The following is a 21,823-nucleotide window of genomic DNA, read 5'->3' on the forward strand; positions in this document are numbered from 1 at the left end:
GAAAAACGGGCATCTGCATGCGAGGTTCACGCAAGATATGTGAGGACGATGATGAACCGTCAAACCAAACCCGACACCGATGCCCATCTGAGCGCGCCGCGAAATCCCGGCATGGCGCTGGATCTGAACTGGGTCGCGCGCGCGCAGGCCAATACCTCTGCGATTGAGCGGCGCTGTGCGCAATTGGCCGCGCGTCGGTCGGTCAAAAAGGACTATCAGGCCGCCTGGCTGCTCAAAGCGATCACCATGATCGACCTGACCACCCTGTCCGGTGATGACACCCAAGCCCGGGTGCGTCGGCTGTGTGCCAAGGCGCGCCAACCGGTGCGGGCGGATCTGTTGGCCGAACTGGGCTTTGACGGTCTGACCACCGGTGCGGTCTGTGTCTATCACGACATGGTCGAAGCGGCTGTTGGTGCCTTGCAGGGTACGGGTATTCCGGTGGCAGCTGTATCCACGGGCTTCCCGGCCGGCCTCTCCCCCCTGCCGCTGCGACTGGCAGAGATTGACGCCAGTGTTGCCGCCGGTGCAGACGAGATCGATATCGTCATCTCACGCCGTCACGTGTTGGAAGGCAATTGGCAGGCGCTATACGATGAGATGAAGGCCTTTCGCGAACACTGCGGCGAGGCCCATGTCAAAGCGATCCTGGCCACGGGTGAACTGGGTTCTTTGCGCAACGTGGCACGCGCCTCGCTGGTCTGCATGATGGCTGGTGCTGATTTCATCAAAACCTCGACCGGGAAAGAAAGCGTCAATGCCACCCTGCCCGTCTCTTTGGTGATGATCCGTGCCATTCGCGACTATTACGACGCGACCGGGATCCGGGTGGGCTACAAACCGGCGGGTGGGATTTCCAAGGCAAAGGACTCTTTGGTCTATCTGAGCCTGATCAAAGAAGAGCTGGGTGACCGCTGGTTGCAGCCGGACCTGTTCCGCTTTGGCGCATCATCGCTGCTTGGCGATATTGAACGCCAGCTAGAGCATCACCTAACCGGCACCTATTCCGCCGCCAACCGCCACGCAATCGGCTGATGCGAGGGACCAAGACAATGACAGTAAAAGAGATCTTTGAGACCATGGACTATGGCCCCGCTCCAGAAAGCGACAGTGCAGCGCAAACCTGGCTGGAAGGTCATAAGCGGGCGTTTGGCCATTTCATCGGCGGAGAATTCACCGTCACAACCGACGGGTTTGCATCGCGCAATCCCGCAACCGGCGTCGAACTGGCACGGCTGAGCCAAGCTACCAGCGATGATGTCGCGGCCGCCGTCGCGGCAGCACGCGCCGCACAGCCTGCGTGGGAAAAAATGGGCGGACCCGGGCGTGCAAGGGTGCTTTATGCTTTGGCGCGTTTACTCCAGAAGCACGCCCGCCTGTTTGCGGTGCTTGAGACCCTGGACAACGGCAAGCCGATCCGCGAATCTCGCGACATCGATATCCCCTTGGCACAGCGGCATTTCTACTATCACGCGGGCATGGCGCAGCTGATGGAAAGCGAACTGCCCGGTGCCAAAGCGCTCGGCGTGTGCGGCCAGATCATTCCCTGGAACTTTCCGCTGTTGATGCTGGCATGGAAAATCGCACCGGCGCTGGCCATGGGCAATACCGTGGTGCTGAAACCGGCAGAATACACATCGCTCACCGCGCTGCTGTTTGCGGAGATCTGCGCTGAGGCCGGGGTTCCCGCGGGTGTGGTCAACATCATCACCGGCGATGGTGCCGTGGGTGAGATGATCGTCAACGCCAAGGTCGACAAAATCGCCTTTACCGGCTCCACCGCAGTGGGGCGCAAGATCCGTCAGGCAACGGCGGGCAGCGGCAAATCGCTGACGCTCGAACTGGGGGGCAAGTCGCCTTATATCGTGTTTGACGACGCCGATTTGGATTCCGCCGTCGAAGGTCTGGTGGATGCGATCTGGTTCAACCAGGGTCAGGTCTGTTGTGCGGGGTCACGCCTGTTGGTGCAAGAAAGCATCTCGGGCGCGTTTCACCGGAAACTAAAGGTCAGGATGGATCGCCTGCGTCTGGGCAGCCCGCTGGACAAATCCATCGACGTCGGCGCGGTTGTCGATCCGGTGCAATTGCAGACCATCCAAACGCTGGTCGAGGCCAATACCGCAGGTCAGATGTACCAGCCCAAGGTCGAGATGCCCGAAGCGGGATGTTTCTTCCCGCCGACCCTGATCGAAGAACTGCATCCGGCAGATACGTTGATGCAGGAAGAGATCTTTGGCCCGGTTTTGGTCTCCACCACCTTCCGCACCCCGGCAGAGGCGGTGCAAGTGGCCAACAACACCCGCTACGGTCTGGCCGCGACGATCTGGAGTGAGAATGTAAACCTCGCTCTGGATATCGCTCCGAAACTGGCGGCCGGTGTGGTGTGGATCAACGGCACCAATATGTTCGATGCCGCCGCTGGTTTCGGCGGTGTGCGCGAAAGCGGTTTTGGTCGTGAAGGCGGTTGGGAAGGCTTGCAGGCCTATTGCAAAAATCCCGCCGCGACCAAAAAGCTGAGCCCCGTAAAAGCGTTCACCGGCAACGGCGCGCCACGTGATGCGATCGACCGCACGGCAAAAATGTACATCGGTGGCAAGCAAACGCGCCCTGACAGCGGCTATGTACAAGGGATCTATGGTCCTACCGGCGATTTGCTGGGCCAAGTGGGCAAAGGCAGCCGCAAAGACGTGCGCAACGCGGTTGAAGCTGCAGCCGCCGCGGCAGGCTGGGCCAAAACAACCGGTCACCTGCGGGCGCAGATCCTGTATTACATCGGCGAAAACCTCTCAGCCCGCGCGGATGAGTTCGCAACACGCATTGATGCAATGACAGGCACCGACGCCGGTGCGGCAGAGGTTGAGGCGTCTATCCAACGTCTGTTCACGGCAGCAGCTTGGACGGATAAATACGACGGGCAGGTGCACAATGTACCGATCCGGGGCGTTGCCTTGGCAATGAAGGAACCCGTCGGGATTATCGGCGCCCTTTGTGCAGATGAGGCACCGCTGTTGGGTCTTATCTCACTGATGGCGCCGGCAATTGCCATGGGCAACCGCGTGATCCTTGCCGCATCCGAGCCTTTCCCGCTGGCGGCCACAGATTTCTACCAAGTTCTTGAAACATCTGACGTGCCCGCCGGTGTGGTGAACATCCTGACCGGAGCACATGGTGATCTGGCCCCAACTCTTGCCGCCCATATGAATCTGGACGCGGTCTGGTGCCACTCTTCCAGCCCCCTCAGCCAAACGGTTGAAGAGGCGGCAGCCAGCAATCTCAAACGCAGCTGGGTCAACAATGGCCACGCATTGGACTGGTCCACGGATCACAGCAAGCGGATTTTGCAGGAAGCGACCGAGGTCAAAAACATCTGGGTTCCCTACGGCGAATAACCGTTGCCCCCTGCCCCAAGCGGGCCCTGCTCCAGATATCTGGAACAGGGTCTTGTCCAGCAAAAGAGCGCCCAAAAGGGCGCTCTTTTACCGTTTGGGACCAGATAGATAATGGACGTTCGTTATTGGGTCGCCTGAAGGCCTTCGGGGCGACCGACAATCACAAATTGCAGGTTGGAGGGATCATAAAGCTCACCTGCCACTCGGTTGGCCTCATCCAGTGTGATCGCGTTGATTTTGTCATTGCGGGTCTCGACATAGTCGATGGGCAGGCCGTCTATCTGCATGCCAACCAGAATGGAGGCGATGCGCCCGTTGCCATCAAACCGCAGCGGGTAGGCTCCGGTGAGATAAGTTTTGGCATCTTGCAATTCTTCGGCTGTGACGCCGTCGGTCGCAATCCGGCTCCATTCGCTGCGCACCACATCCACGGCTTCGGCCATTTTCTCATTCGCGGATGCAAAAGAGCCGAGATAGACCGCAGCCAGATCACGGGGCAGCAGATAAGAATAGACGCCATAGGTCAGGCCACGTTTTTCACGCACTTCCTTCATCAGGCGGCTGTTGAAAGAGCCGCCACCCAGAATCTGGTTCAGCACAAAGGCCGAGAAAAAGTCCGGATCGTCCCGATCCAATCCGGGCTGTCCAAAAATGGCAACCGATTGCGGGGTTTCGAAGTCAATGATCTCAACCCCTTCGACCAAAACCGGATCAACCGGACCCGGCATCGGTGAGCCGATCTCAGGTAAATCACTCAGCAGCGCATCCATGATTGCGCCAAGCTCGTCGCCCGAGATATCGCCCACCGCGCTGATATAGATGCGGTCTTTTGCAAACACCGCCTCATAGGCGTCAAAGATGTCCTGGCGCGTCAGCTCCGTCACGGTTTCCAAGGTGCCATTTTCCGGCGTGCCATAGGGGTGATCGCCGTAAGTCATGGTTGCAAAGACTTTGCCCGCGATGTCGTTGGGGTCCGTTTCTTCGGACCGCAAACCTGCCAGAACCTGGGCCCGCACGCGATCTAAAGCGTCCTGATCAAAGCGCGGCTCCTGCAGGGTTTGGCGCAGAAGTTCCACCGCTTCGTCCCGGTTTTCGCTGAGGAAGCGCGCCGAGATCGACACGGTGTCGCGATCTGAGGAATAGGAGAAATTCGCCGCCAGGCTTTCCAGCGCACGGGCGTAATCCTGCGCCAACAGATCGCCGGCGCCTTCTTCCAACAGGCCCGTCATCAGGTTCACAGCGCCGCGTTTCTCTGGCACGTCCAGCGAGGTGCCGCCGCGAAACCGCAGTTCAAGCGCGGTAAAGGGGATGGAGGGGTCCTCAACCAACCAGGCTTTGAAGCCCCCGGGCGAAGTTACTTCTTTGATCTCGATCGCGCGGGCCGGCAGGGCTGCCAGCAGCACGAACCAGAGAGCTGCAAAAAGTCTTAGCGGGGTCATTGAGTCACCTCCGGCTCGTCTTGCATCAGCCATCCCGTGACCGAGGTTTCAGAGCGCAGTGTTTCACGTGCCACAGCGATGATTTCATCGGCTGTCACGGATTGAAGAATTTGCGGCCAGGTTTGCACGTCCTCGACCGTTAACCCGGAGGTCAGCGCGCGACCATATCGGTTGGCAATCCGGTCTACATCGTCGCGGGCATAGATCTCATCCGCGCGCAGTTGCAGCTTGATCCGCTCCAACTGGGTTTCGTCGATCCCCTCTTCCATAAAGGCCGCCAATGTGTCGTCGAGCGCCGTTTCGGCCTGTTCCAGGCTCACGTCCTGTGCGGGCACCACCAGGAAGGTAAAGGTCGTGTCATCGAGCGACGTGCCCCGGTAATAAGCCGTGGTATAGACCGCCAATTGCTGGTCAAACTGCAAGGCGTTGGTCAGATACGATGTGCTGCCACCACCCAGCAACTGCGCCAGCATAAACAGCGCAGCGGCTTTTTCCTGGGCGCCGCTGTCGCGTTCGGGGGCAAGATAGGTGCGCATCACATAGGGTTGCGCCACACGAGGATCCTTGTAGCTGACCCGGCGCGCGCTGATTTGTGGTGGCTCAGACGTGCGCAGACGCGTTTCAGGCAGCTCCGGGTTGGCCGGGATCACACCATAATACGTCTCAGCCAGGGCGCGGACCTGTTCGGGGTCGACATCGCCCGAGACCACCAGAATGGCGTTATTGGGCGCGTAATAGGTGGAATAAAAGGACAGCGCGTCCTCCATCTCCAGCTCTTCCATCTCATGACGCCAGCCGATGACGGGCTGACCATAGCGATGGTTGAGGTATTGCACCGCGTTCATCTGTTCGCGGAACAAGGCGCCGGGATCGCTATCGGTGCGCTGGTTGCGCTCTTCCAGAATGACCTCACGCTCGGTCTCGATATCGCTGAGGGTCAGACGCAGGTTGACCATCCGGTCGCTTTCCATCTGCATCATCAGTTCCAGACGATCCGCCGCGACCCGTTGGAAATAGGCGGTGTAATCATAGCTGGTAAAGGCATTGTCGCGCCCGCCATTGGCCGCCACCGTAGCCGAAAGCTCCCCCGAGGCGAGGGTGTCGGTCGCCTTGAACAGAAGATGTTCGAGAAAATGCGCCACGCCGGATTGGCCCACGGGTTCGTCTGCTGAGCCTGCGCGATACCAGACCATCTGTTGTACTACCGGCGCGCGGTGGTCTTCGACCACAACAACATCCATGCCGTTTTCCAAAGTAAAAGCCGTGACTTTTGCTTCGGTTGCGCTGGCGTTGCCTGCGAGGCCCATTACCAGCGCCAAAGCGCATGTGATCCTTCGGATCATACGTCGTCCTCCGTCAAATGCGGCGCGTTCAAAGTAACTGCGCCGGTACTGCTCTGCTGTCCTCCCGATAGGGGAGTCGGCACTTTTATAGCTGTGATCTTTGCCATACAAATTACGATTCCTAGGCACAGGAACAAGACCGATGGCGATGATGTGAGCAGATTTTAGAGAATTTATTCCGCAGGAGGGGCCGAAGGCGTGCCGGTTTGCGCGTTGCGGTAGGCCTGGTTCACCGCAAATGGGTCAAGCGACTGGCGCTTGTAAGCGTCACCATAGCGATCAACCGGGAACAATTTGATACGCGCTGTTCGTTGTTCACGGCGACGGAACTTCGCGTCTTCTTCGGCCAGATCCTGACGGATGTCGGATTGCACGCCGTAACGCCCCGTGGCGGCCAGCAGTGCAGAATCGGTCGCAGGCACGCTATTTCCAGGGGCCACTGCCGCCGGATCGCCACCCAGAGCCGCGATCGCATCAGCCTGCGGGTTTTGATCGGTGCGGTTGAACCCACCCGGTGTCGGCTGTGGCAGTTCCGTAAAGCTTGGCGGGGTTTCCAGCGGTTGGGCGGGCTGGATCAGAAACTCATCCGGCCCGGTGCCGGGCGCGCGCAGATCATGCAGGCCGCCATTGCCACAAGCAGAGACCGCAACAAGCAGTACGATAGCAACCAAGCTTTTAGAGATCTGCATCAGAATAACTCCGGTCCGTTTATCGCGTCTTAGCGGATTTTGAAGGTAAGGTCACGTGGGCTTTTTCAGCTGACCGTCAAAGAGGATCAAAGCTGCCGCACCGCCAAAGATAAAGACATCCGCGACATTGAACACAAACGGGTTGTGAATACCGCAGCAGGACATGTTCAGAAAATCGAGCACATAGCCGTAGACCACGCGATCCAGCACATTCCCAAGCGCGCCTCCTGCCACAAGACCCGCCGCAAAGCGCAGCCCCCGGTGAGGCGGTTGGCGCAGGGTCCAGACAGACAGCGCGATACAGATCAGGATCGACACCCCGATCAGGATCCAGCGGCCCATATCGGCGGCGCCGTCGAACAGGCCGAAATTGATACCGGTGTTCTCGCCGTAGCGAAAATTCAGGATCGGCGGCCAGACGTCGATGGCAAAGCGATCCACCAAGCCCATCCGGTGGATCACCAGATTTTTGCTGAGCTGATCCAGCCCAAAGGCCAGTGCGCAGCCTGCAACCATCAAACGCATAAGACGCCGATCCTGTTTTTTAGTGGCGGAAGTGGCGCATGCCGGTGAAGACCATCGCCAGACCGTTTTCATTTGCCGCGTCGATCACTTCCTGGTCGCGCATCGAGCCACCCGGCTGGATCACACAGGTCGCGCCTGCGGCTGCGGCTTCGAGAAGACCATCAGCAAAAGGGAAGAACGCGTCAGATGCCACAGCGGACCCTTTGGCGAGGCTTTCGTCCAGACCGAGTTCTGCGGCCATACGCTCTGCCTTGGCGGCGGCGACATTGGCGCTGTCGAGACGGGACATCTGGCCAGCACCAACACCAACGGTTGCGCTGCCTTTGACATAAACGATGGCGTTGGATTTGACGTGTTTCGCCACTTTCCACGCAAACAGAAGGTCCTGCATCTGCTCATCAGTTGGTTTCTTTTCAGTTACAACTTTCAGATCGGCCAGATCAACATATCCAACGTCTTTGTCCTGAACCAGAACGCCGCCGGAAACCTGTTTGTATGCAGTGATGGCTGCACGAGAGACCGGCAGCGCATCAGTCAGCAACAGACGCAGGTTCTTTTTCTTGGCAAAGATTTCCTTTGCCTCGTCCGAAGCGCCCGGTGCGATAACAACTTCGGTAAAGATCTCGGTGATCTTTTCTGCGGTTGCCGCATCCAGCGGTTGGTTTAGCGCCACGATCCCGCCGAAGGCGGAGGTGCGGTCGCAATCAAACGCTTTTTGATAGGCCTCGGTCAGTGTTGCACCGGTTGCCACGCCGCATGGGTTGGCGTGTTTGATGATCGCAACGGCTGCGGTCTCATCCGGGTTGAACTCTGCCACCAGCTCATAAGCTGCGTCGGTGTCGTTGATATTGTTGTAGCTGAGCTCTTTGCCCTGCAGCTGCACGGCGGTGGCAACGCCGGGGCGTTCGGATCCATCGGTGTAAAACGCCGCTTTCTGGTGGCTGTTCTCGCCATAACGCAGCGTCTGTTTGACTTCGCCTGCAAACACCCGGCGGCGCGGGGTCTCTTCGCCGATTGCGCTGGCCATCCAGGTGGAGACCGCTGCGTCATAGGCGCCGGTGCGGGCATAGGCGATCTGTGCCAGTTTCTGACGGAACGCATAAGAAGTCTGACCGTCATTGGAGTCCAGTTCGGTCAACAGCGCGCTGTAATCTTCGACGTCGACCACGGTGGTGACAAAGCCGTGGTTCTTGGCGGCGGCGCGGATCATGGCTGGGCCGCCGATGTCGATATTCTCGATCATCTCATCATAGGCGGCACCCCGTTTCAGGGTTTCTTCAAACGGGTAGAGGTTCACCACCAACAGGTCGATCTCACCAATGCCGTGTTCTGTCATCGCCGCGACGTGATCATCGTTGTCGCGCAGGGCCAGCAGGCCGCCGTGCACCTTGGGGTGCAGAGTTTTGACACGACCGTCCATCATTTCGGGAAAGCCGGTAACATCAGAGACATCTTTGACCGTCAGGCCCGCGTCGCGCAGCGTTTTGGCGGATCCGCCGGTGGACAAAAGCTCCACACCGCGCGCGGACAGTGCCTTGCCTAGGTCAACAAGACCGGTTTTATCGGAAACAGAAAGCAGCGCGCGGCGCACGGGATGCAGATTGGTCATGGGTGTGGCAGTCCTTCGTCAGGCTCAATCAAAACTATCGGGCTCGTCCCGGTTGAGGTCGCGAACGGCAACAGCAGTGTCTTGGGCCTTGCTTAACACCCACCGGATCCGCGTCGCATACTCTATTGCGTAGCCAGATAGAATGATTTGTTGAGAAGCGCGAGGCTTCAGGCGGCCTTTTTCCAGATAAAAGCTGGGTTCCAGCCGCAAATTGCCCCGTCCGTCCTGACGAAACACCCAGATTTCACCGCTTTTGAGCGCAAGTGACACGGCCGCGCCTCCCATATCCAGGCGTGCATCCACATCCGGATGCAGATGGAATCGCAGATCATAACCAATCCCGGTCGCCCCGGCGCTGCGTTTGGCCTGATCAAAACGCTGCTGACCTGTGGCGTCCAGCGCCAGCAACATATCATCTCCCGTCAGGGATCGCCCATCGTCGCTCAGCTCAAGCGTACGCGCATGGGTCAGGCCAAAGTCGCGTTCATAACCGTCATGGGCCAGCTCTACCTTGGTCTCGGTACTTTGCTCTTCGACCTCGATCGGGACGCGGGCCGGCCCGTCGATCAAGGCTTCACGGCTTGAGATCTTTTGCGGTTGCGCTAAACGCGCCATGGAATGGCCGGCCAGACATAATGTGGAATGCGACGGCGTGGCCCGCCCGGCGCGGCGCCATTCCAGCCCAAAGGTTTCGCCCGAGCCACAATTTACTATCAGCGGTCGCCGCCCCGACGTCAGTTCAAACGCCAGGGTCGAGGCATGCGCGTTATAGGAGGCAACCCCCTTGGGCGGCAGGCTCGCATCAATAATCACCGAGGTGCGGCGCGCATAAAGTCGTGCATATCCCATCGCAAGGCCATCGGGCAGTTTCTTGCTGGTTGGACCGGCGGCCAGGGCGTGATCCAAACGCCCCTCCATCCCGCGTCCGCCCCCATGAAACCGCGCCAACCCGCCATCCGTATGACGCAGGCTGCGCAAGGTCGGGGCGATCCGGTCGATGGCGGCCAGATGTGGCGCGGACACACGGCGACCGCTTTCGCTCAGCGCGGCGGCGGCCCAGGTCAACAGGGTAAAGACCTCCAGCAGCTCTTCCGGGTTGCGCGTCGGCAGCCCCCCTTGGTCATCAATTTGAAGCGTACATTCGTCAGACAGTGCTTTGATTGCAGGTTCCGCAAGCTCTTCGCGCCCTTCCAGCGCCAGTCCCGCATAGACCAGCCCCGTGAGTGCCTCAAAACGCGGCAAGCCGGGCGTCGCACCCTGCCAACGGCGCGACAGAAACCACGCTTGTCGCGAAAGCGAGGTGTAAAATGCATCCGACGCCGCTTTGTCACGGCCTGCCAGCAGGAATAAAGCGTGGTTGATCCAGCGAATGACCCGCCGCCCCGTCAGATCCGGGCTCCACCCGATGCCGCCGCCCATGCCATGCGCCTCGATCCATCCCCAAACCCAGGTCTGGGCTTTTTTGCGGGCATTCAGATCTCCGACGGCAGCCAGATCATCCAGCCAGGCAAACCCGTGGCGTTCCGCATCAAACGCCTGGTCTGGCGCGTCCACTTCCCACAGCCCGGTTGTTTGCGATTCCAAAAGGTAGCCCGCAAACAGGAGATTGCCTGCAACCAGCTGTCGCCCACGTGCAAAACTGCCAATGGTGCGCGGTTCAGGTTGCGACACAAACCCCGTCGCCGAGGGTTGTCGGCGCGCGCGATAGGCATACCAACGGTTCAGAAATCGTGTCCCATTGGTCGAAATTCGGCTGTAGTGTGACATGCTCAAATAGTCTCAACGCCCGGCCTAGAGGTGTAAAATTGCAGGCCTTTTCCCGTGACCATAGCGCGCTGTCTACGCCAAGTCACCGGGGTTGAGTCTATGCCGTCGTGTCGTTCAAGAAGATTTGCGCAGAAGAGCCATGTAAAACCCGTCCATCCCGCCACGCTCTGCCCAATAATCGGGCCGCAGGCGCAGGCCGCCTTCTTCGGTGATCCAGGACGAATCAACTCCGAGCTGTGCAAAAGCTGAAGGGTCGGCCGCCATGTCCGGGAACATACCCAGCGCCTCTTCCACCTGGCATTCGCCCTCGTCCGGCAGAAGCGAGCAAGTGCAGAACACCATACGCCCGCCGGGTTTGACCAGGCTCCACGCATGGGCCAGCATCTGTGCCTGCAGGTCAATCAATGCGCCAAAGTCGCTGCCATCCTTGGCATGTGGCAGATCCGGGTGGCGGCGAATGGTGCCGGTGGCAGAACAGGGCGCATCAAGGATGATCGCATCATATTGTCCGCTTTGTTCCAGCACATCGCCTGCAATGACCTTGGCCGAAAGCTTGGTGCGTTCCAGGTTCTCACGCAGCCGACCCAGACGGGTTTCAGAGATATCCACGGCTGTCACATCTGCCCCGGATGCGGCCAATTGCAGGGTTTTTCCGCCAGGTGCCGCACAAAGGTCCAGCACGGCTTCACCGGATTGCGTCGCCAACAGACGCGCCGGCATAGCGGCCGCGGCGTCCTGCACCCACCAATCGCCCGCGTCAAACCCGGGCAAAGCCGACACTTGCGCCGCGTCCTGCAATCGGATGGAGCCTGTGGGCAGAACGTCTCCGTTCAGGGCATCACCTGCAACGTCGGTTTTGGGCGTGATATCAAGGGGGGCGCCCGCGTGATGGGCGTCTTCAATGACCCGAATCGCATCTGGTCCCCAAGCTTGCACCAACGGGTTGCGCAGCCATTTCGGCAGGCGCGGGGTGCGCAGTTTCGCCCATTCGGCAGGCCCATGTTCGGCAACCTTGCGCAAAACCGCATTCACCAAACCTTTGAGCGCGCCGTGACGTTTGTGACGGGCCACAATATTGACGATCGTATTGACCACACCATGCGCCGCGCCACCGGCGCAGAGCTCATAAACCCCAAGGCGCAGAGCGTTTTTCACATGCAAAGGCGTGGCTTTTTTCAGATATTTCGACAGGATCTTGTCACAGCGTTCCAGATTGCGCAGCGTATCTGCCACCAACCGTTGCGCCCGTGCCCGATCTTGCGGCTCCAGTCGATCCAACACCCCTGCGGCATAGCTTTCGGCCAGTAGGCGCTGTTCGCCCAAAACCTGATCAAGCAAATAGATGACGGTACGGCGCGCTTGGGTTGCGTCGGACATCCGGCTCTCCTCTTGAGATGCGGGTGGTTGCGGGAACCGCTTGTTCCTGATGAAGAGCGGCGTATATCATGCCCAGAGCATAAAGGAACCCGTCAATGACCGACGAGACACCCGAGATCAAACCTGAGTGGAAAGACCTGCCGCCCGCCGCGCAGCGCGCTCTGGCCGAGGCCGAAGAGCGCCGCAAAGCCGCAGAAGCCGAAGCGCCGCTGCCAACCGAACTGGGTGGGCGTGACGGCCCGGAACCCGTGCGGTTTGGCGATTGGGAGAAAAAAGGCATCGCGGTCGATTTTTGATCCGCTCCAGCGGGGGCCAGCCCCCGCACCCCCGAAGTATTTTTGAAAAGATGAAGGTCTGACTGCGCGCCCGTTTCATCTTTTTCTTAAATACTTCCGCCGGAGGCACGGCCCATAGGGCCGTTTACATCAGAGCCCCAGAACATCCACCATATCGTATTGACCCGGCGCTTTGCCTTGGCCCCACAGGGCCGCTTTGACGGCTCCGCGGGCAAAAATGGCGCGGTCGGTGGCCATGTGGCGCAAAACGATGCGTTCGCCGGCGGCTGCAAACAAGACGTCGTGTTCGCCCACGATGTCTCCGCCCCGGATCACGGAAAAGCCAATGTCGCCCTTTTTGCGGGCGCCGGTGATCCCGTCGCGGGCGCGGTCTTCGACCTCGGCCAAGCTGACACCGCGCCCTTCAGCGGCGGCTTCGCCCAGCATCAAAGCAGTGCCTGAAGGCGCGTCGACTTTGTGGTGGTGGTGGGCTTCGATCACTTCGATGTCGAAATCATCATCCAGTGCCGCGGCAACCTTTTTGGTGAGCTGCATCAAGAGGTTGACGCCCAGGCTCATATTGCCAGCGCGAATGATCGTCACGTCCTGTGCCGCCGGTGCAAGTTGGGCGATTTGATCATCCGCCATGCCGGTGGTGCCGATGACATGAACGCAGCCGGCCTGCGCCGCCAGCTTCGAAAACGCAATTGTTGCCTCGGGTGCGGTGAAGTCAATCACTGCCTGGGCGGTTGAAAATGCCGCCAGCGCGTCGTCGGTGACAGTCACCCCCATAGCGCCCCCCCCCATGGCTTCGCCGAGGTCACGGCCAATCCAGTCGTGGCCTGTGCGTTCAACCGCAGCAACCAGACGCGCCTTGTCGCTCTCCTGAACGGTCTTGATCAACATTTGTCCCATACGCCCCGAGGCGCCGGTGATCACAATTCCGGGGAGGTCAGTCATCGCTCTGGTCCTTTGCATAACGTGCTGAATTCCTCCTAACGCGGCGAGGAGCGCTTGGCAAAGGGTGCGTTTCGGCATAGATCGGAAATATGGCTAAGAACAAATTTCATGATGGTCCCGGTCCCTCCCAACGTCAGCTGCGTGTCGGCGAGCTGATCCGCCGCTCCTTGTCGGAGGTGCTGGCGCGTGGGGATATCCATGATCCGGACCTGAACCGTATGTCGATCACGGTGGGCGAAGTGCGCACATCGCCGGATCTGAAAATCGCAACCGCCTATGTTTTGCCCTTGGGCGGACAGGGTCAGGATGAGGTTGTGCAGCTGTTGGCGCGCAACAAAGGCGAGATCCGCCGAGCGATTGGCAAAAAGCTGGGTCTGAAGTTCACGCCCGATCTGCGGTTCCAGCTGGATCAGACCTTTGACCAGATGGACGACACCCGCCGGATGCTGGGTCAGGACGCGGTGCGCCGCGATATTGACGAGTGATCCGCGCTGCCTGTCTGCTGCTGTGCACCTGCATGGCATGGGCAGGTGCGCCGCAGTCTGCGGCAGCGGTGGAATGCCGTGACCTCGCCCATGACGGCAATCGCTATACGCTGTGTGAGGTCGACGCGGCCCAAGAACAGTTGCAGCTTTTCCTGAAGGATGACGGCGGTGACGTGCATGGGCATTTTTCGCGTCTGGATGCGGATCTGGCAGATCAAGGCAAAGTGCTGAGCTTTGCCACCAATGCCGGGATGTATCACACGGATCGCTCTCCCGTTGGGCTGTTTGTCGAACAGGGCGAAGAAGTCACCAAGCTGGTCCCCAATGCAGGACCTGGCAACTTTGGCCTGCTGCCCAATGGGATATTCTGCATCCGCCAGGGTCGCGCAGATGTTTACGAGACGCTGACCTTCCGCGACAGCGATGTGCGTTGCGACTATGCCACCCAATCCGGCCCGATGCTGGTGATTGACGGCGCGCTGCACCCTCGGTTTCTGCCCGATTCAACCTCATTCTTTATCCGAAACGGGGTGGGTACGTCGGCGGATGGCACCCGCGCGGTCTTTGTCATCTCGCGCAATGCGGTGACGTTTCATCAATTTGGCAGCCTGTTTCGCGACCACTTGCAGCTGCCCAATGCGCTGTACTTCGATGGCAATATCTCACGTTTGCATGCCCCGCAGGTCGGGCGCAGCGATGCGGGATTTATGATGGGGCCCATTGTGGGCGTCGTCGAAGACAAAGCGGAATGATGTAAATCCCACTCGATTGCGGCTATGTAGAATTGACAGGGCGCAAGGCTTGGGCTACGCCGCGCGCCTCACATCAAGCATCGAGGACACGTAATGGGACGCAAACGCAAAGGGCGCGATATTTCCGGCTGGCTGGTGATCGATAAACCGGCAGGGATGACCTCGACCGCGGTTGTGAACAAGGTCCGCTGGGCGATGGAAGCGCAAAAGGCCGGCCATGCGGGCACATTGGATCCCGAAGCCACCGGCGTTTTGGCGATTGCATTGGGTGAGGCCACCAAGACCGTGCCCTTTATCACCGATGCGATGAAGGCCTATACGTTCACCGTACGCCTGGGTCAGGCTACCAATACCGATGACGCCGAAGGGGAAGTGATCGCTCAAAGCGACGAGCGCCCCACCGATGAGCAGATCAAAGAGGCGCTGGTGCCGTTTCTGGGTGACATCCAGCAGGTGCCGCCCAAGTTCTCTGCGGTCAAGATCGACGGGCAACGGGCCTATAAACTGGCGCGTGACGGCGAAGACGTTGAGCTGGCTGCGCGCGCCTTGTGGGTGGAAGAGCTGTTCCTGATAGACCGCCCCGATGCCGACCATGTTGTGCTGGAAATGACGTGTGGCAAGGGTGGTTATGTCCGCTCCATCGCGCGCGATCTGGGCGCGGCGTTGGGATGTCATGCCTACGTCAAAGAGCTGCGCCGCATCTGGTCCGGTCCCTTTGATGTGGAAGAGGGCATGAAATGGGACGACGTCATGCGGATGGAACGCACGCCCGAATTGGACACCCATCTGCGCCCGCTGGAACAGGGCCTGGACGGTCTGCCCGAGGTCAAATGTACCGCCGAAGGCGCGGTGCGTCTGAGAAACGGCAATCCCGGCATGGTGATGCCAAATGATGCGGTTGAATACGGTGATGAGGCCTGGGCGTCACTGGAAGGAAAAGCCGTCGCAGTTGGGGTCTACAAATCCGGCAGCCTGCATCCAAACCGGGTGTTCAACCAATAGGCCTACTTGCACGGCCACAAAACTCATGGCATGGCGCGGGGCATGATCACGCGCCATCATACCAAGGGCGACGCGCCCTCCTCCGCTGTGTATTCAGATTGCGAGACCTATCGCTATAGCCTGACGCGGATCTGGGAGCCAGACGCACAGCGGGTGATGTTCATCATGCTGAACCCGTCCAAAGCGACCGAAGTTCAAAATGACCCCACCATTGAACGCTGCGAACGCCGCGCCCGAGCCTTGGGGTTTGGTGGGTTTCGCGCCACCAATATCTTTGCCTATCGTGCCACAGATCCCCGCGACATGCGCGCGACGGAAGCGCCGGAAGGTCCTGATAACATGGACATTCTGCGCGAAGGGTTGGCGTGGGCGCATATGGTGATCTGCGCCTGGGGCACCCACGGCGAACATCGCGGACAGGGGCCAAAGGTCGCCGAAATCCTGCGCGTTGCTGGGCGTCCATTGCATCATCTGGGATTGAGCAAAGCGGGCCATCCCAAACATCCGCTCTATATTTCCTACGCGCAAAAACCGCAGGTTTGGCGAATTTAGACATTGGAAATTAACCGGTGTTCTCTATTTGTTTTATAAGTTCTATGTGAGGGTAAAGATTAGGCCGCGCGTGTGTTTGTGCGCGGGTTGGAGTTTTGTGCGATGTTTATGATTGCCGGTGTTATGACACTTATCGCCGCCAGCGGTCTGCTGATGATCGACGGCTCCGACAATGATGACCACCCCGACAATTCTGACACAGACGATGCTTTCGCATTCGACGATGGATCTGACCCGTCTTCAGACGAGGATATTATGTCACTGGACGTGCTGCTTGGCAGTGCAGAGGCCGATACGATTTCTGGTAGCGACGGCGATGAACAGATCGAAGGTCTGGCAGGCGCGGATCAGATCAACGGTGGTTCCGGCGAAGACACGGTTTTGGGCGGCGCGGGCAATGATGCGCTGTTTGGGGCCGAGGATGACGATACGCTCAACGGTGGGGACGGTTTCGACCTTTTGCACGGAGAAGAGGGTGACGACCTGCTGGAAGGGGGCGCCGATGATGACCAGCTGTTTGGACATTACGGTGCGGACACTTTGGATGGCGGAGAGGGTGATGACACCGTCCATGGTGGTCAGGACGGCGATGTTCTGTCCGGAGATGCGGGCGATGATGCGCTACATGGCAATGATGGTGCCGACTCGCTGGAAGGTGGAGACGGCGAAGACACGCTGTTTGGTGGCTATGGCAATGATCTGTTGCTGGGTGATGGCGACGCGTTGCGCGACTACTTGAATGGCGGCGCTGGGGACGACACGATCTTTGCGGGTGCCGATGATATTGTTACTGGGGGCACAGGCGCGGATGAAATCACCGCCAGCCAGGCCGATGACGGTTTCGCGATAGAAATCATGGATTTTGAGACCGGAGAAGATGAGCTGGTCATTCCTTGGGAATTTGATCCAGAAGCCCCGCCTGAAATCGCGATACATGAACCAAGCGAAGCCTCCGACAACATTGAAGTTCATGTAGACGGACAGTTGGTGGCCAGCCTCACGGCCGAATCCGAAATCCAGATGAGCGACATTTTCTTACATATGATTGTCACCGGGGATGAGCCATCGGTCCAATAAGCCCGCAGGTCAGCGGAAAGCGCCCAAGTTTGCCTTTGCCAAAGTCCAAAATTCAGACTATACGCGCCCATCTGCAGGGATTCTCATGAAGTCTTGCGGATTTCTCCACGGGCCTGAGCTGGACGACATCCCGGCCTGCGCCATTCACCTTTAACCTTATTTAAGGAGACCCCGATGTCGATTACTGCTGAAGAAAAAGCACGCCTGATGAAAGAATTCGCAATCAAAGAAGGTGACACCGGTTCGCCTGAAGTACAGGTTGCGATCCTGACCTCGCGTATCAACACGCTGACCGAGCACTTCAAAACCCACAAAAAAGACAACCATGGTCGTCGTGGCCTTTTGAAGATGGTTGCTCTGCGTCGTAAGCTGCTGGACTACACCAAAGGCAAAGACGTGGCCCGTTACCAGGACCTGATCCAACGCCTTGGCATCCGCCGCTAAGAATTCTCGACCCCGGTCGATCAACCGCGTCCCTTTGGGGCGCGGTTTTTTTGTGCCCGAACGTTTGAATGGTGCACCTGGTCTTGTGCATTTCGTGATACGATATAACATGACACTTTATACAGAGCGCTGACATCCCATTGGGCCCGCGCCGACCACAACGACGTTTGCAGCAGATGAATGAAACACAGAGACAAAGTCGCTCGAACCGCGGCGATACCGGATTGCGCAGCCGTGTACGGCGAGGCGATCCAATGGAGGCATTTGACCGGCTCCCCCCAGACCTGCGCCGCTGGATGACCGGTGCCAACCTGCCCTGGTCGCCCAAATCCTGTGAACGTATCTGGCGCAAGGCCAAGTCGCGCGGCCTGTCGGTCAACGAGCGATTGCGACTGTTGGACAAGGTCGAAGCCTCGACATTGAACAAGGTTGAAAAGACCCCGCGCTGACGCCCGCCCCCCCCAAAAACCGCGGGTTCGAAAAAAACTTCAGAACCTCTGTCACAGTCGCTGCGGTCGCCGCCTCTTTATCTATATACCGTCGGAAAACCGGCGGATTTGATAAGGAGATATCTCATGAAGACCTTTGACGTTCAGTCCATCGGCATCAACAAATCTGCAGCCGAAGTCTATGAATTTCTGGCGCAACCGCAAAACCTGACCAAATGGACCAATGCGTTTGAACGCGCAGATGCTGAAACGGCCGACCTGGTGACTCCAAACGGTGCAGTCCCGATCAAATTGAACACTGTGGCCAATACCGCAGCGGGATCCGTTGATTGGTATATGACTTTCCCCGACGGATCCGTTGGCACGGCCTTTTCTCGTGTGACACCGGATGGTGACGACAAATCCATCTATTCTTTTGTTTTGATGGCGCCGCCTGTGCCTTTGGAAGCGCTGGAAGGTGCGTTACAAGCGCAAATGGGGATTCTCGCACAAGAGCTGGTTGAATTGAAAACAATGATGGAAGCATGATCGTATTCTACGGGGAACAAATCGAGGCGGCGCGACAGGGGAACCGCGCCGCCCTTGATGCGATTGTACGCGCGGCCGAAAGGCCCGTGTACAATCTCGCGCTGCGCATGCTGGCCAACCGCGCCGATGCCGAAGATGCAACCCAAGAGATCCTGATCAAGATCGTGACCCATATCGGCACCCTGCGCGACGTCAATGCCGCCGGTGCCTGGGCGATGCAGATTGCCTGCCGCGATCTGGTAAACCGCCGTAAACGCGGGCGGGTTGAAGCCATGCGCCTGACTTTTGAAGGGTTTGCGGCGGATCTCGACACCGGGCGACGCGACCTGGCTGAGGGGGCGATGACCGACGCCGAAACAACGCTTGCGCTGGAAGAAGTCAAAGTCGGTTGCACCCTGGCGATGCTGACCTGCCTGAACCGACCCGCACGCATGGCCTATGTCCTGGGTGAGATTTTTGAGCTGACCGATAAAGAGGCCGCCAATGCCTTGGAGATTACGCCCACAGCTTTTCGCCAGCGGCTAACCCGCGCGCGCAAAGCGGTCACCAGCTTTGTGACCAAGACATGCGGTGTGGTGTCTGAGAAAAACCCCTGTCGATGCGTCACACGGATTGCGCCCGCTTTAGAGCAGAAACGGATCGCCAAAGGCGCGTCCCAATTCGATCTGGATCAGATACCCACGCGAACCCCGAACCAGGTCTCGGCACTTGTCCGCTCATTAGAAGACGGGCGCGCGGCGGCGGCGTTGATGCGGTCCAATCCGGACTTTCCATCGCAAATGAGCGATATGATCCTGCCTCTGCTCGATGTCCAACCGGATGTCGGTGATCCCGTGCAATAGCAGCAATAAAACGCTGCTTTGCAAATCATGCAATTTCAGATAAGCACCGGGCATCTGAGACGATGTACCCGGACCCTGGTGCGCGAAAGAAAGATAGATAGGGTCGGCGGCAATGGGGCCGCTATGACAAATGGAGACCCGGGATACGCCTGGGAGTGCTCCGATTTAGGATACGAAACGTATGTTCGACGTTACCAAAAAATCGATGCAATGGGGTGAAGAGACACTCACCCTCGAAACCGGCAAAGTGGCCCGTCAAGCGGACGGTACCGTGATTGCCACACTGGGTGAAACCAGTGTTATGGCGAACGTGACCTTCGCCAAGGCCCAAAAGCCTGGTCAGGATTTCTTTCCTCTGACCGTACACTACCAAGAAAAATACTATGCGGCCGGTAAAGTTCCCGGTGGTTTCTTCAAGCGCGAAGCGCGCCCAACAGAAAAAGAAACCCTGACCGCGCGTCTGATCGATCGTCCGATCCGCCCGCTGTTCGTCCCCGGCTTCAAAAACGAAGTTCTGGTGATGTGTACCGTTCTGTCCCACGATCTGGTCAATGACCCCGACATCGTTGCGATGATCGCAGCCTCTGCGGCGCTGACCATCTCGGGTGCGCCGTTCCGTGGTCCGATCGCTTGTGCGCGCGTTGGCTTTGCCGATGGCGACTATGTGCTGAACCCGACCGTTGACGACATGCAGGACCTGCGCCTGAACCCAGAACAGCGTCTGGATCTGGTTGTTGCCGGCACCAAAGACGCCGTGATGATGGTGGAATCGGAAGCCTATGAGCTGAGCGAAGAAGAAATGCTCGGCGCGGTGACCTTTGCCCACGAGCAGTTCCAGCCGGTGATCGACCTGATCATTGATCTGGCCGAAGAATGCGCAAAAGAGCCGTTTGACTTCCAAGCGCCTGACTATTCGAAACTGTACGAAGTTGTCAAAGCCGCTGGTGAAGAGAAGATGCGTGCCGCTTACGCAATCTCTGACAAGCAAGAGCGTGTTGCAGCCGTTTCTGCGCTGAAAGACGAAATCATTGCTGGCCTGACCGAAGAGCAGCAAGACGACGCAAACCTCGGCTCTGCTCTGAAGAAGCTGGAATCCGGCGTTCTGCGCGGTGATGTTGTGAAAAACGGTCGTCGCATCGACGGTCGCGCCCTGGATCAGGTTCGCGCCATCGAGTGTGAAACCGGCCTGCTGCCACGGACCCACGGTTCTGCGCTGTTCACCCGTGGTGAGACGCAGGGTCTGGTTGTCACTACTCTGGGCACCGGCGACGATGAGCAATTCATCGACTCCTTGCATGGCAACTTCAAATCCAACTTCCTGCTGCATTATAACTTCCCTCCCTATTCGGTTGGTGAAGTTGGCCGCGTTGGTTCCCCCGGTCGCCGTGAAATCGGCCACGGCAAACTGGCATGGCGCGCGCTGCAGGCTGTTCTGCCCGCACCCACCGACTTCCCTTACACCGTACGTATTGTCTCTGAGATCACCGAATCCAACGGTTCGTCCTCGATGGCATCCGTCTGCGGTGGCTCCCTGTCCATGATGGACGCGGGCGTTCCGTTGAAAGCACCGGTTGCCGGTGTTGCGATGGGTCTGGTTCTGGAAGACGACGGTTCTTATGGCATCCTGACCGACATCCTGGGTGACGAAGACCACCTGGGCGACATGGACTTCAAAGTTGCGGGTACAGCCGAAGGCATCACCTCGCTGCAGATGGACATCAAGGTCGCCGGTATCACACCGGAAATCATGAAATCCGCCCTGGCCCAAGCCAAGGAAGGCCGTCTGCACATCCTGGGTGAAATGTCCAAGTCTCTGACCGAAGCGTCCGAGTTCTCGGAGCATGCGCCGCGCATTGAGACCATGCAGGTTCCAACCGACAAGATCCGTGAAGTTATCGGCTCTGGCGGTAAGGTCATCCGTGAGATCGTGGAAACGTCTGGCGCCAAAGTCGACATCAACGACGACGGCATTATCAAGATCGCATCTGCCAATGGCGAAGCGATCAAGAAGGCCTATGACATGATCTATTCGATCGTGGCAGAGCCCGAAGAAGGCAAAGTCTACACCGGTAAAGTTGTCAAAATCGTCGACTTCGGCGCCTTTGTGAACTTCTTTGGTAAGCGTGACGGCCTGGTCCACGTGTCCCAGATCCTGAACAAACGCCTGAACCATCCTTCTGACGTTCTGAAAGAAGGTCAAGAAGTTAAGGTGAAGCTGCTGGGCTTTGACGACCGCGGCAAGGTTCGCCTGTCGATGAAGGTTGTTGACCAAGAAACCGGCGAAGAGATCGTTGAGAAGAAAGAAGACGCAGAGTAATT

General features: G+C 58.6%; 21 protein-coding genes. 13 read left to right on the top strand and 8 right to left on the bottom strand.

What is annotated here, in order from left to right; translation table 11 throughout:
* The first annotated feature begins 51 nt into the window (after positions 1–51).
* The gene (deoC, locus tag KMP13_RS14645; protein WP_215266691.1) at positions 52–1,035 is read left to right on the top strand and encodes a deoxyribose-phosphate aldolase; all 984 of its coding nucleotides are present in this window, start codon (positions 52–54) and stop codon (positions 1,033–1,035) included.
* A 17-nt stretch (positions 1,036–1,052) separates the two neighbouring features.
* Positions 1,053–3,389: an aldehyde dehydrogenase family protein gene (locus tag KMP13_RS14650; RefSeq protein WP_215266693.1), complete on the top strand. Its 2,337-nt coding sequence runs from the start codon at positions 1,053–1,055 to the stop codon at positions 3,387–3,389.
* A 122-nt stretch (positions 3,390–3,511) separates the two neighbouring features.
* Here KMP13_RS14650 and KMP13_RS14655 read toward each other — a convergent pair whose 3' ends face one another.
* The 7 genes from KMP13_RS14655 to KMP13_RS14685 all read right to left on the bottom strand — a co-directional run bounded on the left by KMP13_RS14655 (position 3,512) and on the right by KMP13_RS14685 (position 12,138).
* Positions 3,512–4,828, bottom strand: coding sequence for a M16 family metallopeptidase (locus tag KMP13_RS14655; protein ID WP_215266695.1), 1,317 nt, complete (start codon positions 4,826–4,828; stop codon positions 3,512–3,514).
* Positions 4,825–6,171 carry a M16 family metallopeptidase gene (locus KMP13_RS14660; RefSeq protein WP_215266696.1) on the bottom strand — a complete coding sequence of 449 codons (1,347 nt, stop codon included), beginning with the start codon at positions 6,169–6,171 and terminating at the stop codon, positions 4,825–4,827. Before KMP13_RS14660 ends, KMP13_RS14655 begins: the two co-directional genes overlap by 4 nt.
* A gap of 173 nt (positions 6,172–6,344) precedes the next feature.
* Positions 6,345–6,860 (bottom strand): DUF3035 domain-containing protein, encoded by a 516-nt coding sequence (locus KMP13_RS14665; RefSeq protein ID WP_215266697.1) that lies wholly within the window; start codon positions 6,858–6,860, stop codon positions 6,345–6,347.
* Positions 6,861–6,911: 51 nt separating this feature from the next.
* Positions 6,912–7,385 carry a signal peptidase II gene (gene lspA, locus KMP13_RS14670; protein ID WP_215266699.1) on the bottom strand — a complete coding sequence of 158 codons (474 nt, stop codon included), beginning with the start codon at positions 7,383–7,385 and terminating at the stop codon, positions 6,912–6,914.
* 19 nt (positions 7,386–7,404) lie between these two features.
* A complete protein-coding gene (gene purH, locus KMP13_RS14675) occupies positions 7,405–8,994 on the bottom strand; it encodes a bifunctional phosphoribosylaminoimidazolecarboxamide formyltransferase/IMP cyclohydrolase (protein ID WP_215266700.1) in 1,590 nt (529 codons plus the stop codon).
* A gap of 24 nt (positions 8,995–9,018) precedes the next feature.
* The gene (locus KMP13_RS14680; protein ID WP_215266701.1) at positions 9,019–10,761 is read right to left on the bottom strand and encodes a heparinase II/III family protein; all 1,743 of its coding nucleotides are present in this window, start codon (positions 10,759–10,761) and stop codon (positions 9,019–9,021) included.
* Positions 10,762–10,875: 114 nt separating this feature from the next.
* On the bottom strand, positions 10,876–12,138 hold the full coding sequence (locus KMP13_RS14685) for an RsmB/NOP family class I SAM-dependent RNA methyltransferase (RefSeq protein WP_215266702.1): 1,263 nt from the start codon (positions 12,136–12,138) through the stop codon (positions 10,876–10,878).
* Positions 12,139–12,233: 95 nt separating this feature from the next.
* On the opposite strand from KMP13_RS14685, the gene KMP13_RS14690 reads away from it, so the two are divergent.
* Entirely contained in the window at positions 12,234–12,434 is a 201-nt protein-coding gene (locus tag KMP13_RS14690) for a DUF1674 domain-containing protein (protein ID WP_215266704.1), read from the top strand.
* Positions 12,435–12,563: 129 nt separating this feature from the next.
* Here the strand turns inward: KMP13_RS14690 and dapB are convergent, their stop codons facing one another.
* Positions 12,564–13,373, bottom strand: coding sequence for a 4-hydroxy-tetrahydrodipicolinate reductase (gene dapB, locus KMP13_RS14695; protein WP_215266705.1), 810 nt, complete (start codon positions 13,371–13,373; stop codon positions 12,564–12,566).
* 89 nt (positions 13,374–13,462) lie between these two features.
* On the opposite strand from dapB, the gene rbfA reads away from it, so the two are divergent.
* The 10 genes from rbfA (at position 13,463) to pnp (ending at position 21,821) form a co-directional block, all read left to right on the top strand.
* Positions 13,463–13,858: a 30S ribosome-binding factor RbfA gene (rbfA, locus tag KMP13_RS14700; RefSeq protein ID WP_215266707.1), complete on the top strand. Its 396-nt coding sequence runs from the start codon at positions 13,463–13,465 to the stop codon at positions 13,856–13,858.
* Positions 13,859–13,890: 32 nt separating this feature from the next.
* A complete protein-coding gene (locus tag KMP13_RS14705; protein WP_215266708.1) occupies positions 13,891–14,610 on the top strand; it encodes a phosphodiester glycosidase family protein in 720 nt (239 codons plus the stop codon).
* A gap of 93 nt (positions 14,611–14,703) precedes the next feature.
* Positions 14,704–15,612 (top strand): tRNA pseudouridine(55) synthase TruB, encoded by a 909-nt coding sequence (truB, locus tag KMP13_RS14710; RefSeq protein ID WP_215266710.1) that lies wholly within the window; start codon positions 14,704–14,706, stop codon positions 15,610–15,612.
* Between the two features lie 42 nt (positions 15,613–15,654).
* Complete coding sequence (locus tag KMP13_RS14715; RefSeq protein WP_215266711.1) at positions 15,655–16,164, top strand: DUF1643 domain-containing protein; 510 nt, start codon at positions 15,655–15,657, stop codon at positions 16,162–16,164.
* A gap of 102 nt (positions 16,165–16,266) precedes the next feature.
* Positions 16,267–17,241 (top strand): calcium-binding protein, encoded by a 975-nt coding sequence (locus KMP13_RS14720; protein ID WP_215266712.1) that lies wholly within the window; start codon positions 16,267–16,269, stop codon positions 17,239–17,241.
* A gap of 174 nt (positions 17,242–17,415) precedes the next feature.
* Positions 17,416–17,685 (top strand): 30S ribosomal protein S15, encoded by a 270-nt coding sequence (gene rpsO, locus KMP13_RS14725; RefSeq protein WP_215266713.1) that lies wholly within the window; start codon positions 17,416–17,418, stop codon positions 17,683–17,685.
* A 176-nt stretch (positions 17,686–17,861) separates the two neighbouring features.
* Entirely contained in the window at positions 17,862–18,134 is a 273-nt protein-coding gene (locus tag KMP13_RS14730) for a DUF6525 family protein (protein WP_285895553.1), read from the top strand.
* A gap of 126 nt (positions 18,135–18,260) precedes the next feature.
* A complete protein-coding gene (locus tag KMP13_RS14735; RefSeq protein ID WP_215266716.1) occupies positions 18,261–18,662 on the top strand; it encodes an SRPBCC family protein in 402 nt (133 codons plus the stop codon).
* The gene (locus KMP13_RS14740) at positions 18,659–19,504 is read left to right on the top strand and encodes an RNA polymerase sigma factor (RefSeq protein WP_215266717.1); all 846 of its coding nucleotides are present in this window, start codon (positions 18,659–18,661) and stop codon (positions 19,502–19,504) included. Before KMP13_RS14735 ends, KMP13_RS14740 begins: the two co-directional genes overlap by 4 nt.
* 181 nt (positions 19,505–19,685) lie before the next feature.
* A complete protein-coding gene (pnp, locus tag KMP13_RS14745) occupies positions 19,686–21,821 on the top strand; it encodes a polyribonucleotide nucleotidyltransferase (RefSeq protein ID WP_215266719.1) in 2,136 nt (711 codons plus the stop codon).
* Positions 21,822–21,823: the final 2 nt, after the last annotated feature.

It is taken from the genome of Epibacterium ulvae (assembly GCF_018678075.1).
Taxonomy (GTDB): domain Bacteria; phylum Pseudomonadota; class Alphaproteobacteria; order Rhodobacterales; family Rhodobacteraceae; genus Epibacterium; species Epibacterium ulvae_A.

Bases quoted from the DNA above. Each gene is read 5' to 3' on its own strand.
- KMP13_RS14715 (WP_215266711.1), top strand. From the start codon at position 15,655: ATGATCACGCGCCATCATACCAAGGGCGACGCGCCCTCCTCCGCTGTG.
- KMP13_RS14650 (WP_215266693.1), top strand. From the start codon at position 1,053: ATGACAGTAAAAGAGATCTTTGAGACCATGGACTATGGCCCCGCTCCA.
- deoC (WP_215266691.1), top strand. From the start codon at position 52: ATGAACCGTCAAACCAAACCCGACACCGATGCCCATCTGAGCGCGCCG.
- KMP13_RS14680 (WP_215266701.1), bottom strand. From the start codon at position 10,761: ATGTCACACTACAGCCGAATTTCGACCAATGGGACACGATTTCTGAAC.
- pnp (WP_215266719.1), top strand. From the start codon at position 19,686: ATGTTCGACGTTACCAAAAAATCGATGCAATGGGGTGAAGAGACACTC.
- dapB (WP_215266705.1), bottom strand. From the start codon at position 13,373: ATGACTGACCTCCCCGGAATTGTGATCACCGGCGCCTCGGGGCGTATG.
- KMP13_RS14720 (WP_215266712.1), top strand. From the start codon at position 16,267: ATGTTTATGATTGCCGGTGTTATGACACTTATCGCCGCCAGCGGTCTG.
- KMP13_RS14685 (WP_215266702.1), bottom strand. From the start codon at position 12,138: ATGTCCGACGCAACCCAAGCGCGCCGTACCGTCATCTATTTGCTTGAT.
- rpsO (WP_215266713.1), top strand. From the start codon at position 17,416: ATGTCGATTACTGCTGAAGAAAAAGCACGCCTGATGAAAGAATTCGCA.
- KMP13_RS14730 (WP_285895553.1), top strand. From the start codon at position 17,862: ATGAATGAAACACAGAGACAAAGTCGCTCGAACCGCGGCGATACCGGA.
- KMP13_RS14665 (WP_215266697.1), bottom strand. From the start codon at position 6,860: ATGCAGATCTCTAAAAGCTTGGTTGCTATCGTACTGCTTGTTGCGGTC.
- truB (WP_215266710.1), top strand. From the start codon at position 14,704: ATGGGACGCAAACGCAAAGGGCGCGATATTTCCGGCTGGCTGGTGATC.
- KMP13_RS14690 (WP_215266704.1), top strand. From the start codon at position 12,234: ATGACCGACGAGACACCCGAGATCAAACCTGAGTGGAAAGACCTGCCG.
- purH (WP_215266700.1), bottom strand. From the start codon at position 8,994: ATGACCAATCTGCATCCCGTGCGCCGCGCGCTGCTTTCTGTTTCCGAT.
- lspA (WP_215266699.1), bottom strand. From the start codon at position 7,385: ATGCGTTTGATGGTTGCAGGCTGCGCACTGGCCTTTGGGCTGGATCAG.
- KMP13_RS14740 (WP_215266717.1), top strand. From the start codon at position 18,659: ATGATCGTATTCTACGGGGAACAAATCGAGGCGGCGCGACAGGGGAAC.
- KMP13_RS14705 (WP_215266708.1), top strand. From the start codon at position 13,891: ATGGCATGGGCAGGTGCGCCGCAGTCTGCGGCAGCGGTGGAATGCCGT.
- KMP13_RS14735 (WP_215266716.1), top strand. From the start codon at position 18,261: ATGAAGACCTTTGACGTTCAGTCCATCGGCATCAACAAATCTGCAGCC.
- KMP13_RS14660 (WP_215266696.1), bottom strand. From the start codon at position 6,171: ATGATCCGAAGGATCACATGCGCTTTGGCGCTGGTAATGGGCCTCGCA.
- rbfA (WP_215266707.1), top strand. From the start codon at position 13,463: ATGGCTAAGAACAAATTTCATGATGGTCCCGGTCCCTCCCAACGTCAG.
- KMP13_RS14655 (WP_215266695.1), bottom strand. From the start codon at position 4,828: ATGACCCCGCTAAGACTTTTTGCAGCTCTCTGGTTCGTGCTGCTGGCA.